The following is an 11,596-nucleotide window of genomic DNA, read 5'->3' as shown; positions in this document are numbered from 1 at the left end:
TCCTTAACTATCGAGCCGGCGCAGCGCGGCGACGGCTCGGCTGGTGATTTCCTCGGGAGTGCCGGACACGTCGACGCTCACCCCGGCCTCGTCGGCCTGGAGCGGCTGCAACGTCGCGAACTGCGAGTCGAGCAGCGCGGTGGGCATGAAGTGGCCCTTGCGGTCCGCCATCCGCTCCTCGATCAGCGCCCGGTCACCGGTCAGATGCAGGAAGACGGTGTCGGGCGCCCCGTCCCGCAGCCGGTCCCGGTAGACGCGCTTGAGCGCGGAGCTGGAGACGACCCCGCCGAGCCCCGCCCGCCCGTGCGCCCACGCGCCGATGGCGTCCAGCCAGGGCCACCGGTCGTCGTCGTCCAGGGGGGTACCGGCCGACATCTTGGCGATGTTCGCCGGGGGATGGAAGTCGTCGCCCTCGGCGTACGGAACGCCGAGCTCGGCGGCGAGCAGGGGACCGATCGTGGTCTTGCCGGTGCCTGCTACGCCCATCACCACGACGACGTGGGGGGTGGTGCTCATGGGGGGTGCCGTGTTCATGGAGGTGTCTCGCTGTCTTCTTCGACATCGGTCCGTCGCGCTACTGAAACCTATTAGGTACGACTTATTCAAGAGTCTGTGACGTAAACGTCGTACTTATTGTTCCCGAAGGGTGCCCCGTAGGCTTGACCCATGACCACACAGAGCCAGGGGCTGCATACACATGTGCTGGACACCCTGGGTCTGGAGATCTCCTCCGGCCAGTGCCCGCCCGGCAGCGTCCTACGCACCGACGAGCTCGCCCAGCGCTTCGACGTCTCCCGTACGGTCGTGCGCGAAGTGGTCCGGGTCCTGGAATCGATGCACCTGGTCGAATCACGCCGCCGCGTCGGCGTGACGGTCCGCCCCACCGAGACCTGGAACGTCTACGACCCCCAGGTCATCCGCTGGCGTCTCGCCGGCGCCGACCGCCCCCGCCAGCTGCGCTCGCTCACCGTGCTGCGCTCCGCGATCGAACCGGTCGCGGCGGGCCTCGCCGCCCGCCACGCCACCGCCGCCCAGTGCGCCGAGCTCACCGAACGCGCCCTCGGCATGGTCGCCACCTCGCGCGGCCAGCAGCTGGAGGGCTACCTCGAACACGACATCGCCTTCCACCGGATCGTCCTCAACGCCTCCGGCAACGAGATGTTCGCCCGGCTCGGGGACGTCGTCGCCGAGGTCCTCGCGGGCCGCACCCACCACCAGGTGATGTTCGAGGACCCCGACCCGGCCGCCGTCACCCTCCACGTCCGCCTCGCCGAGGCGGTCCGCGAGGGCGAGGCGGAGGCCGCCGAACGGATCACCAAGGAGATCGCCGTCGGAGCCCTGCACGAACTGGACGTCCTCGCGCCGTAGCGGACCGCCCAAGGCGTACGGTGGTCCGCGATCGATCTTCGCGAAGCGCGGGAGCAGGGAGAGCAGGGCTATGGCACAGCAGGTGCAAGCAGTCATCGCACCGGGAAAGAACGAGCCGGTCAGGGTCGAGACGATCCGGATCCCGGACCCCGGCCCCGGCGAGGCGGTCGTGAAGATCCAGGCGTGCGGCGTCTGCCACACCGACCTGCACTACAAGCAGGGCGGCATCAACGACGAGTTCCCCTTCCTCCTCGGTCACGAGGCCGCGGGCGTCGTGGAGTCGGTCGGCGAGGGCGTCACGGACGTCGCCCCCGGCGACTTCGTCGTCCTCAACTGGCGTGCCGTGTGCGGCCAGTGCCGCGCCTGTCTGCGCGGCCGCCCCTGGTACTGCTTCGACACCCACAACGCCAAGCAGAAGATGACCCTGCTCGACGGCACGGAGCTGTCGCCCGCGCTCGGCATCGGCGCGTTCGCCGAGAAGACCCTCGTCGCCGCCGGCCAGTGCACCAAGGTCGACCCCGAGGTCTCCCCGGCCGTAGCCGGGCTGCTCGGCTGCGGCGTCATGGCGGGCATCGGCGCCGCCATCAACACCGGCCAGGTAGGCCGGGGCGACTCCGTCGCCGTCATCGGGTGCGGCGGCGTCGGCGACGCGGCGATCGCCGGGTCCCGGCTGGCCGGCGCGGCGAAGATCATCGCGGTCGACATCGACGACCGCAAGCTGGAGACGGCGAAGAAGATGGGCGCCACCCACACCGTCAACTCCCGCTCCACCGACCCGGTCGAGGCCATCCGTGCCCTCACCGACGGCAACGGCGCCGACGTCGTCATCGAGGCAGTCGGCCGCCCGGAGACCTATCAGCAGGCCTTCTACGCCCGCGACCTCGCCGGAACGGTCGTCCTCGTCGGCGTCCCCACCCCGGAGATGAAGCTCGAACTGCCGCTCCTGGACGTCTTCGGCCGCGGCGGCTCGCTCAAGTCTTCCTGGTACGGCGACTGCCTGCCCTCCCGCGACTTCCCGATGCTCGTCGACCTCCACCAGCAGGGCCGCCTCGACCTCGCCGCCTTCGTCACCGAGACCATCGGCCTGGGCGACATCGAGCAGGCCTTCGCCCGGATGCACGACGGTGACGTCCTCCGCTCGGTGGTGGTCCTCTGATGTCCGCCCGCATCGACCACCTGGTCACCTCCGGCACCTTCGCCCTCGACGGCGGCGAGTGGGACGTCGACAACAACGTCTGGATCGTCGGTGACGACACCGAGGCGATCGTCATCGACGCCGCCCACGACGCCGCCGCCATCGAGGCCGCGCTCGGCGGCCGGACGCTGCGCGCCATCGTCTGCACCCACGCGCACAACGACCACATCGACGCCGCCCCCACCCTCGCGGCAGCCACCGGCGCCCCGATCCTGCTCCACCCGGACGACCTGCCGCTCTGGCAGCAGACCCACCCGGACCGGGCCCCCGACGGCACCCTGGCCGACGGCCAGGAACTGGAGGTGGCGGGCACCACCCTCAAGGTTCTCCACACCCCGGGCCACGCCCCCGGCGCGGTCTGCCTGTACGCCCCCGAGCTGGGAACGGTCTTCACCGGCGACACCCTCTTCCAGGGCGGCCCCGGCGCCACCGGCCGGTCCTTCTCGTCGTTCCCGACGATCATCGACTCGATCCGGGACCGGCTGCTCACCCTGCCCGGCGACACCGCCGTCCGCACCGGCCACGGAGACCCCACCTCCATCGGCGCGGAGGCCCCGGGGCTCGACGAGTGGATCAAGCGCGGCCACTGAGCGCCGCGCGCCTCACCCCTCCGGCCAGGCGGAGAGCCGCAGGCCGCTCTCGAAGCGGCGCGGCTCCCCGCCGACCGGATCGGTGAACTCCAGCACCCGGGCCAGCAACTGCAACGGCCGCGAGAAGTCGTCGGCGGCCCCTTCCTCCTCCACCACCGGATACAGCGGATCGTCGACGATGGGCACCCCCAGCGCGTTCATGTGGACGCGCAGCTGATGCGTGCGCCCGGTAGCGGGCAGCAGCCGGTAACGCCCGGTCCCGCCCCGGTGCTCCACCAGCTCCACCCGGCTCTCGCTGTTCGCCTCACCCGGCTCCTCGCGGGCGGCGAGCACCCCGCGCTCCTTCACGATCCGGCTCCGCACGGTCCGGGGCAGGACGAGCTCCGGGTCGTACGGGGCCACCGCCTCGTACTCCTTGCGCACCAGCCGGTCCCGGAACAGCGTCTGGTACGCGCCCCGGTCCCCGGGCCGCACCACGAACAGCACGAGCCCCGCGGTCAGCCGGTCCAGCCGGTGCGCCGGTTGCAGGGCGGGCAGGTCCAGCTCCCGCCGCAGCCGCGCCACCGCGGTCTCGGTGATGTGCCGCCCCCGGGGCATGGTCGCCAGGAAGTGCGGCTTGTCGGCGACCACGAGCCGCTCGTCCCGGTACACGACGCCGACCGGGAAGGGCACCGTCTCCTCCGGCGCGAAGTCCCGGTGGAACCAGAGACACCGCCCCGCGGCATACGGCTCGTCGCCCCGCACGGCGACCCCGTCGGCCCCCACGAACCGCCCGGCCTCCACCATCTCCGCCACCCGGGCCGCCCCGATCGCCCCGCCGAACCGCCCGGCCAGATGGTCCCCGACGCGGCCCCAGAGCCCTTCGGGATCCTCCGGCAACCGCACCCGCACCGCGTCGATCCCGTTCCGCTGGGGGAGCGGCGCGGGAGGCGGCTTCCTGCGCCCTCGCATCGTCGCCCCTCTCCGTGGTCGCCCGGTGACGCAAAAGAGCCCCACCGAAGTGGGGCTCCTGCTGGTGTCCGAGGGGGGACTTGAACCCCCACGCCCGATAAAGGGCACTAGCACCTCAAGCTAGCGCGTCTGCCATTCCGCCACCCGGACAAGGTGTCTGTCTCGCGGGCCGTGCCCGTTCCGACGTGGAAAACCATAGCAAACATTCGAGGGTGCTCGATCACGCCCCGATCGCTGTGAACGGTGCGTGACGGGGGGTGCGCGGCCTTGGGCGCGGGCCGTGGGCGCGGGAGGATGAGGGGGAGCACCACAGCGACAGTGGAAGGAACCAGCGTGAGCGAGAGCAGCACGGGCAAGGCCGTCACCGGCGGCAACGCCGAGAGGGAGGTCGTCGACCTCTGTCGTGACCTGATCCGGATCGACACGAGCAACTACGGCGACCACTCCGGCCCCGGCGAGCGGCTCGCGGCCGAGTACGTCGCGGAGAAGCTCGCGGAGGTCGGCCTGGAGCCGAAGATCTTCGAGTCGCACAAGGGGCGGGCCTCCACGGTCGCCCGGATCGAGGGCGAGGACCCCTCCCGCCCGGCGCTCCTGATCCACGGGCACACCGACGTCGTCCCGGCCAACGCGGCGGACTGGACCCACGACCCGTTCTCCGGGGAGATCGCGGACGGCTGCGTCTGGGGCCGGGGCGCGGTCGACATGAAGGACATGGACGCGATGACCCTCGCGGTCGTCCGCGAGCGCATGCGCACCGGCCGCAAGCCCCCGCGCGACATCGTGCTCGCCTTCCTCGCGGACGAGGAGGCCGGCGGGACGTACGGGGCGCGCTACCTCGTCGACAACCACCCGGGGCTCTTCGAGGGCGTCACCGAGGCGATCAGCGAGGTCGGCGGCTTCTCCTTCACCGTCAACGAGAACCTGCGGCTGTATCTGGTGGAGACGGCCCAGAAGGGCATGCACTGGATGAAGCTGACCGTGGACGGCACCGCCGGACACGGTTCGATGATCCACAAGGACAACGCCATCACGGAGCTGTCCGAGGCGGTCGGCCGGCTGGGCCGGCACAAGTTCCCGGTGCGGGTCACCAAGACGCTGCGGCACTTCCTGGACGAGCTCTCCGACGCGCTGGGCACCGAGCTGGACCCGGAGAACATGGACGAGACGCTCGCCAAGCTCGGCGGCATCGCCAAGCTCATCGGCGCCTCCCTCCAGAACACCGCCAACCCCACGCAGCTCGGCGCCGGCTACAAGGTCAACGTCATCCCGGGCCAGGCGACCGCCCACGTCGACGGCCGGTACCTCCCCGGGTACGAGGAGGAGTTCCTCGCGGACCTGGACCGGATCCTCGGGCCCAACGTCCGGCGCGAGGACGTGCACGCGGACAAGGCCCTGGAGACCACGTTCGACGGCGCGCTGGTCGACGCCATGCAGACCGCGCTGGTCGCCGAGGACCCCATCGCCCGTGCCGTGCCGTACATGCTCTCGGCCGGCACCGACGCCAAGTCCTTCGACGACCTCGGCATCCGGGGCTTCGGGTTCGCCCCGCTGAAGCTGCCGCCGGAGCTGGACTTCGCGGGGATGTTCCACGGCGTCGACGAGCGGGTCCCGGTCGACGGTCTGCAGTTCGGCGTGCGGGTGCTCGACCGGTTCATCGACCACTCCTGACCGCTCCCTGACCGATTCACCATTGATTCGTCCACCTGTACGGACATGTCCGAACGAGTGAAACGAGCCGTTCACACGTAGCCCCGCCACATTCTCCTCGTTACAAGGTTTGCGGTCCGCGGCTGGGACCGCATTTTCCAACTAGGAGGAATCATGATCAAGAAGGTCGTCGCAGTTGCGGCTGCTACGGGTGGCCTCGTTCTCGCGGGTGCGGGCATGGCTTCCGCCGACGCGGGCGCCCAGGGTGCTGCCATCGGCAGCCCCGGCGTGCTCTCCGGCAACGTCGTCCAGGTTCCGGTCCACGTGCCGATCAACGTGTGCGGCAACACGATCTCCGTGATCGGTCTGCTGAACCCCGCCTTCGGCAACACCTGCGTCAACGCCTGACGTTGAAGGTCGACCCGTAAGGGTTTGAGCTCGACCGGTCCCGGAGTGCACTCCATGCGCTCCGGGACCGTTCGGCATTCGGCTCCCGCACGGTCATGTCCGGGGGTTTTTCGGAAGCCAGAAGGCAGGAAACGAACCTATGCGACAGGTCACTCGTAAAGGCCTGATCACCATGGCGGCTGCGGGCGGAGTGCTCGCGCTGAGTGGCGGATACGCCCACGCCGACTCGGGGGCGGCCGGTACCGCCTCCGGCTCACCGGGCGTGCTGTCCGGCAACTCGGTCAGCGTCCCGATCGACATCCCGGTCAACGTCTGCGGCAACTCCGTCACCGTCGGCGGACTCATCAACCCGGTGTTCGGAAACGACTGCGAGAACGGATCGGCAGAGTCCGACCGCTCCGGAGACCGCTCGGCAGCTCCCCAGGAGCGCTCGGCCCCGGGCGGCTCCGGAAACGGCGCCCGGGCCGGCGACACCACCGCATCGGACGGGCACACCGACACGTCGGACCGGCACTCCGAGCCCGGCACCGGCCGTCACCGGGCCCCGGGCGGCGGCGCCGCGGCCGAGGGGACCGCCCAGGGCTCGCCCGGCATCCTCTCCGGTAACACGATCCAGGCTCCGATCAGCGTCCCCGTGAACATCTGCGGCAACAGCGTCTCCGTGATCGGGCTGCTGAATCCGACCTTCGGCAACAGCTGCTCCAACGACGCCGAGGTTCCGCCCCCGCCGCCCGAGCAGCCGGTGAAGCCCCCGGTCACGCCGGAGAAGCCGGTCGCCCCACCGGTCACCCCGCCGGCCAACCAGCCGCCCGAGCCGAACGCTCCCGAGACCCGGCACATCCCCGGGGAGCAGCTCGCGCAGACCGGTGGCGGCGGGCTCGAACTGCTCATCCCGGCCGGCGCCGGACTGCTGCTCGCCGGTGCGGGATCGGTTCTCTACCGCCGCTCGCGCAGCGCCGCCTGATCCGGGCGAGCGCAGCACGGCGTAGCCCGGACAGGAGAGCGGGCCCCGCGACCGCGGGGCCCGCTCTCCTGTCACCAGGTGGCCCGTAGCTGACGGATGATCCGTCTGCGCAGCCGCACCCTGCGGCTGCCGTCCCTGCGGAGCGTCAGGCGGTCCAGTTCCCAGTGTCCGTACTCGGCGTGGTCGGTCAGGAGTCGGGCCGCTTCCTTGCGGGAGACCCCGCGCGGCACGTACACGTCGACGAATTCGTATTCCGGCATCGCATCTATTGTGCGGGCAGAGCCCCGGTACGGATAGCGTCTGCACTATGTCTGATGCTGCGCAGCCCACCGCTGCCGAGGTACGTGCCGCCGCCGAGGCGGTCAAAGCCGCGATCGACCGTCACCTCGACGCGGTCGAACGCCGCACCGGGGACGACGACCCCGCCGTCTACGACGCGTTCAACGCCCTTGCCGCTGCCGCCGAGGTCTACGACGAACTCCTCTACGAGCGCTACGACGAAGTCACCCCCTTCGAGATCCCGGGCGCCGACGACTCCCTGCCTCCCTATGCCGGTCCCGCCGAGCCCAGCGCGCTCAGCGTCCTGATCCGGCGCGACTACCTGGTCGCGGAGCCCCCGCGGCTGCTCGCACAGGCGCAGCGCCTCGCCGACCTCGACGCGGGTCCGGGCGACGGACAGGACACGGCCCCGGTGGTCGGCACCAGCGTCCACGCCGCGCTCGGTGTGCTCTTCGGCGAGTACGAACCGGACGAGATCGCCTCCCGGCACAAGGAGTTCGGCCTGGAGGAGGGCGACTCCACCCTCTGGGTCTCGGCCGCGGAAGCGCCGCCGGAGCCGGGGGAGTGGCTCGGGAGCCCGTTCGAGGACGCCGACCCCGAACTGGTGGTCTGCCGCTTCGACGTCAGCGCGGTCTTCGACGAGGAGGACGAGTCGGACGAGGACTTCGCCGGCCCCTCGGCGGGCGGCCTCTGACCCCTCTCCCTCCTCCCGCACCGGACGTGACGGTGGGGCCCCGGCGCACAGCGCACCGGGGCCCCACCGTCACGTCCGGGTCAGCTCAACGCTCAGGGCGACGCGTCGGGCGTCGGGAGCGTCTCCAGCAGCGCGCGCAGCCGTGTCGTCCGCTCCTGGGCCGGAACCTGCGCCACCGCCTGCGGGAGCGCCTGGTCCACCCCGTGCACCACGGACAGATGCCGCTCGCCCCGGCCGAACGCGGTGTACACCCAGGGTCTGCTCAGCCCCTGCGCGGCGTCGCCCGGCAGCACCACGACCGCGGCGGGCCAGCGCATCCCGGCCGCCTGATGGGCGCTGAGGGCCCAGCCGTGCCGCACCGACGACTCCACCCGATCCTGCGGTACGAGGACGGGGACGCCCCCGCAGTCCAGCCGCAGCCCCTCGGCGTCGGCCGAGCGCACCACCCCGGGCACCGCCCGGCCGGGCGCGGGCACATGGACCACGCGGTCGCCCGGGTCGAAGCCACCGAACCGGCCGGGGCCCGGGTTGAGCCGCTGCTTCAGCGCCTCGTTCAGCGCCCTGGTCCCGGCGGCCCCGCCGTGGCCCACGGTGATCACCTGGGTCTCCTCGGCGGGGATGGAGAACGCCCGGGGCACCGAGTCGGCGACCAGCTGCACGGTGCGGTGGACGGCCTCGCCCGCCTCGCGGACCGGGACGATCACCACCTCCTTGCCCGGAGCGTCGACCTGATGCAGCTCGCCGATGCCGATACCGGAGACCAGCTCGCCGATCGGCCCGGGGTCCGGGGTGCGGGAGACGACCTGCGGGCAGGCGTGGGACGCCAGCACATCGGCGAACACCCGCCCGGCGCCCGCCGAGCCCAGCACGCCCGGGTCGCCGCTCAGCACCAGCCGGGCACCGTCGGCCAGCGCCTCGACCAGGACCGCCGCACCCTCCACGTCCAGCTGCGGGGCGTCCAGCACGACCAGCAGATCCAGGGCGAGCGCCCCGTCCTCGTCCCGGCCGGGGCCCTGCCCACCGGAGAGCAGGCCGGCCAGCGTGACCGCCGTGTCCGGATCACCGGTGGCCGCCGCGAGCCTCCGGCGGCCGTCCTCGCTGTGGGTGGCGCCCAGGGCCCGCAGCCCCAGGCCGCGCGCCGCCGCGATCAGGGCGGCGGGCTCGGCCCTGGCCGCCTCGCCGCCGCTGTGCGCGACCAGTCCGGCCGCGGCGGTCGTACGGATCAGCTCGGCGGCCGACGGGCTCGGGGCGGAGGCGGCCGCCTCCGTCCAGTCGGCGGCCTTCTCGCAGGCGTTGACCAGCCGGGCCAGGCCGTCGGCGAGGCTCTCCTCGGCCAGGGCGTAGCGGTCCAGGCCGAGCAGCACCTGGACCGGCTCCCGTACGACGTCGGTCTCCTCCGCGAGGCCCGCTCCGTCCGCTTCGCCGTCCGCCGGGCCGGCGTCGTCCTGCGCCGGCTCGTCGGCTTCCCCGAAGACCAGGGCGACGCCCTCCTCGACGGCGTCCCGCACCGCCGCGTCCGGGTCGCCGACCGCACGTTCGGCGAGCGCCGCCCGTACGGTCCGGGCGTCCAGGGCCGTGTGGCCCTGGAGGGCGGCACGCTCCAGCAGCCAGCCGACCAGCGCCGACGTCCTGCGGCCGTCGTCCGGGCCGCATGCGGCGCCCAGCAGGGCCCGCGCGAAGCCGTCGGCCTGTTCGGGTCGCACACCGGGCACCGTCAGCAGCTGCCAGGGGTCGGTGCGCAGCAGCTCGGCGGCCTGCTCGCCCAGCGCGCCGACGGCCGGGCGGGCCAGCGCCTCGGGGGCCCCGCCTTCCATGAGCACCGCGCGCACCGCGTCCAGCGCTTCGGGAGACGCGGTCTGTGCCGTCGGTGCGGCGGCGGGCGCGGGGGACCGGGGCGGCTGTGCGGCGGCCGGTGCGGGGCGTCGGGCGGCCGGGGCCGGGGCGGGCGCGTCGAAGAACGCGGTGCCCGCCTTCTCGCCGCTCTCCACGGCGCGGACGGCCGCGAGCAGCTCGGCGGCCGTGCCGCTCAGTCCCGTGCCGGCGGGGATGGGCGCGGCCTTCTCCGCCTTGCGCTTCTCGATCCGCTCCCGCAGTTCGCGCTGGGCGGCCAGCTCGGCCTGCGCCTCCGAGAGCTCGGCGGCGGGAGCCGCTTCGGCGGGCGCGGCGTCAGCGGTCGCCTCGGCCTCCCCGTCCTCCGCGTCGCCCTCCGCGTCCTTGCGCGCGCCCTCCTCGACATCCGCCGAAGTGCCCGACGGACCGGTGCCTCCGGACGCCTCAGGAGCGTCGGGCCCATCGGGTGCATGGGGCGCATCGGGTACGTCAGACGCATCGGGCGCTTCGGGGTGCTCGGGGCCGTCGGCACCGGCCTCCGGCGGGGACACGGTGTCCTGTGGTGTGTCCGTGCCGACGGTGCCGGGGGTCTCCCCGGGAAGCGCAGTCACAGCGTGCTCCAGTCCTGGTCGGGATAGCGGTGCACGGGCGCCGACACATCGTCGAGCGCCTGGCAGATCTCGTAGGGAAGACTAAGCGCCTCCACTGACAAAGCCTCCGCGAGCTGCCCGGCGTTGCGCGCACCGACGATCGGCGCGGCCACCCCGGGCCGGTCCCGGACCCAGGCGAGCGCCACCTGGAGCGGGCTCGTCGCCAGTCCGTCCGCCGCCGTCGCCACCGCGTCGGTGATGCGGGCCGCGGCGTCGTCGAGATACGGCTCGACGAACGGGGCGAGCCGTGTCGACGCGCCCCGGGAGTCGGACGGGGTGCCCTGGCGGTACTTGCCGGTGAGCACACCGCGCCCCAGCGGCGAGGACGGCAGCAGCCCGATCCCGAGGTCCAGCGCGGCGGGCAGCACCTCGCGCTCGATGCCCCGCTGGAGCAGCGAGTACTCCATCTGCGTACTGGCCAGCCGGGTGCGCACCCCGGGCGCGGCGAGCTGCCAGGTGGCGGCCTTCGCCAGCTGCCAGCCGCAGAAGTTCGACACGCCCGCGTACCGCACGCGGCCGGAGGACACGGCGAGGTCCACCGCCTGGAGGGTCTCCTCCAACGGGGTCCCGGGGTCGAAGGCGTGGATCTGCCACAGGTCCACGTAATCCGTGCCGAGCCGCTCCAGGGACGCGTCCAGAGCGGCCAGGAGGTGCCCGCGCGACCCGTTGAAGCGGCGGTAGGGGTCCGGGACGTTGCCCGCCTTCGTGGCGAGGACCAGATCCTGACGGGAGACCAGGCTCCCGACGAGCCGCCCGAGCAGATATTCGGCCTCGCCGCCCCCGTACACATCGGCGGTGTCCACCAGGGTGCCGCCCGCGTCCCAGAAGGCCTTGAGCTGGTCGGCGGCGTCGTGTTCGTCCGTGTCCCGGCCCCAGGTGAGGGTGCCGAGCCCGATCCGGGACACGCGAAGGCCGGTACGGCCGAGATGCCTCTGCTCCATGGGCGCTGAGATTACTGGCCACGACCCCACCGGGTGGAGGCCTGTGGACAACCGGAGGTCCGCCGGGCCTGCCGGATCT

12 protein-coding genes and 1 tRNA gene are annotated in these 11,596 nt (G+C 72.6%); 7 read left to right on the top strand and 6 right to left on the bottom strand.

Annotation, left to right across the window (positions count from 1 at the left end):
• Nucleotides 1-3 precede the first annotated feature (3 nt).
• A complete protein-coding gene (locus tag D581_RS0123065; protein ID WP_026290817.1) occupies nt 4-534 on the bottom strand; it encodes a gluconokinase in 531 nt (176 codons plus the stop codon).
• A 132-nt stretch (nt 535-666) separates the two neighbouring features.
• Between D581_RS0123065 and D581_RS0123060 the strand changes: the two genes are divergently transcribed.
• From D581_RS0123060 to D581_RS0123050, 3 genes are all read left to right on the top strand, one after another.
• On the top strand, nt 667-1,368 hold the full coding sequence (locus tag D581_RS0123060; RefSeq protein ID WP_026290816.1) for a FadR/GntR family transcriptional regulator: 702 nt from the start codon (nt 667-669) through the stop codon (nt 1,366-1,368).
• 70 nt (nt 1,369-1,438) lie between these two features.
• Entirely contained in the window at nt 1,439-2,524 is a 1,086-nt protein-coding gene (locus D581_RS0123055; RefSeq protein ID WP_018959558.1) for an S-(hydroxymethyl)mycothiol dehydrogenase, read from the top strand.
• Complete coding sequence (locus tag D581_RS0123050) at nt 2,524-3,153, top strand: MBL fold metallo-hydrolase (RefSeq protein ID WP_018959557.1); 630 nt, start codon at nt 2,524-2,526, stop codon at nt 3,151-3,153. The genes D581_RS0123055 and D581_RS0123050 overlap by 1 nt, the downstream gene beginning before the upstream one ends.
• Before the next feature lie 12 nt (nt 3,154-3,165).
• Here the strand turns inward: D581_RS0123050 and D581_RS0123045 are convergent, their stop codons facing one another.
• Nucleotides 3,166-4,104 carry an RluA family pseudouridine synthase gene (locus D581_RS0123045; protein WP_020679235.1) on the bottom strand — a complete coding sequence of 313 codons (939 nt, stop codon included), beginning with the start codon at nt 4,102-4,104 and terminating at the stop codon, nt 3,166-3,168.
• Nucleotides 4,105-4,166: 62 nt separating this feature from the next.
• Nucleotides 4,167-4,254 (bottom strand) — tRNA-Leu (locus D581_RS0123040).
• Between the two features lie 183 nt (nt 4,255-4,437).
• Here D581_RS0123040 and D581_RS0123035 point away from each other — a divergent pair.
• From D581_RS0123035 to D581_RS0123025, 3 genes are all read left to right on the top strand, one after another.
• Nucleotides 4,438-5,772, top strand: coding sequence for a M20/M25/M40 family metallo-hydrolase (locus tag D581_RS0123035; RefSeq protein ID WP_018959555.1), 1,335 nt, complete (start codon nt 4,438-4,440; stop codon nt 5,770-5,772).
• Nucleotides 5,773-5,925: 153 nt separating this feature from the next.
• Nucleotides 5,926-6,159, top strand: a complete 234-nt coding sequence (gene chpH, locus D581_RS0123030; RefSeq protein ID WP_018959554.1) for a chaplin ChpH — start codon at nt 5,926-5,928, stop codon at nt 6,157-6,159.
• A 139-nt stretch (nt 6,160-6,298) separates the two neighbouring features.
• Nucleotides 6,299-7,123 carry a chaplin gene (locus D581_RS0123025; RefSeq protein WP_018959553.1) on the top strand — a complete coding sequence of 275 codons (825 nt, stop codon included), beginning with the start codon at nt 6,299-6,301 and terminating at the stop codon, nt 7,121-7,123.
• A 71-nt stretch (nt 7,124-7,194) separates the two neighbouring features.
• Here D581_RS0123025 and D581_RS0123020 read toward each other — a convergent pair whose 3' ends face one another.
• Nucleotides 7,195-7,383 carry a DUF5703 family protein gene (locus tag D581_RS0123020; RefSeq protein ID WP_003970138.1) on the bottom strand — a complete coding sequence of 63 codons (189 nt, stop codon included), beginning with the start codon at nt 7,381-7,383 and terminating at the stop codon, nt 7,195-7,197.
• Nucleotides 7,384-7,430: 47 nt separating this feature from the next.
• Here D581_RS0123020 and D581_RS0123015 point away from each other — a divergent pair, with 47 nt between their 5' ends.
• Nucleotides 7,431-8,096 (top strand): hypothetical protein, encoded by a 666-nt coding sequence (locus D581_RS0123015; protein WP_018959552.1) that lies wholly within the window; start codon nt 7,431-7,433, stop codon nt 8,094-8,096.
• Nucleotides 8,097-8,188: 92 nt separating this feature from the next.
• Here the strand turns inward: D581_RS0123015 and D581_RS0123010 are convergent, their stop codons facing one another.
• Together D581_RS0123010 and D581_RS0123005 are read right to left on the bottom strand one after the other, a co-directional pair.
• Nucleotides 8,189-10,537 (bottom strand): helix-hairpin-helix domain-containing protein, encoded by a 2,349-nt coding sequence (locus D581_RS0123010; RefSeq protein WP_018959551.1) that lies wholly within the window; start codon nt 10,535-10,537, stop codon nt 8,189-8,191.
• Nucleotides 10,534-11,517: an aldo/keto reductase gene (locus tag D581_RS0123005; RefSeq protein WP_026290815.1), complete on the bottom strand. Its 984-nt coding sequence runs from the start codon at nt 11,515-11,517 to the stop codon at nt 10,534-10,536. Before D581_RS0123005 ends, D581_RS0123010 begins: the two co-directional genes overlap by 4 nt.
• Between the last annotated feature and the right edge of the window lie 79 nt (nt 11,518-11,596).

The organism is Streptomyces sp. CNB091 (assembly GCF_000377965.1).
Note: the sequence above shows the minus strand (reverse complement) of the source record. Positions and strands in the feature narration are given on the sequence as shown.

What these genes read in the sequence shown, in the direction of transcription:
- D581_RS0123065 (WP_026290817.1), bottom strand. Translation starts at nt 534, where the DNA reads ATGAACACGGCACCCCCCATGAGCACCACCCCCCACGTCGTCGTGGTG.
- D581_RS0123015 (WP_018959552.1), top strand. Translation starts at nt 7,431, where the DNA reads ATGTCTGATGCTGCGCAGCCCACCGCTGCCGAGGTACGTGCCGCCGCC.
- D581_RS0123060 (WP_026290816.1), top strand. Translation starts at nt 667, where the DNA reads ATGACCACACAGAGCCAGGGGCTGCATACACATGTGCTGGACACCCTG.
- D581_RS0123005 (WP_026290815.1), bottom strand. Translation starts at nt 11,517, where the DNA reads ATGGAGCAGAGGCATCTCGGCCGTACCGGCCTTCGCGTGTCCCGGATC.
- D581_RS0123050 (WP_018959557.1), top strand. Translation starts at nt 2,524, where the DNA reads ATGTCCGCCCGCATCGACCACCTGGTCACCTCCGGCACCTTCGCCCTC.
- D581_RS0123025 (WP_018959553.1), top strand. Translation starts at nt 6,299, where the DNA reads ATGCGACAGGTCACTCGTAAAGGCCTGATCACCATGGCGGCTGCGGGC.
- D581_RS0123045 (WP_020679235.1), bottom strand. Translation starts at nt 4,104, where the DNA reads ATGCGAGGGCGCAGGAAGCCGCCTCCCGCGCCGCTCCCCCAGCGGAAC.
- D581_RS0123020 (WP_003970138.1), bottom strand. Translation starts at nt 7,383, where the DNA reads ATGCCGGAATACGAATTCGTCGACGTGTACGTGCCGCGCGGGGTCTCC.
- D581_RS0123055 (WP_018959558.1), top strand. Translation starts at nt 1,439, where the DNA reads ATGGCACAGCAGGTGCAAGCAGTCATCGCACCGGGAAAGAACGAGCCG.
- chpH (WP_018959554.1), top strand. Translation starts at nt 5,926, where the DNA reads ATGATCAAGAAGGTCGTCGCAGTTGCGGCTGCTACGGGTGGCCTCGTT.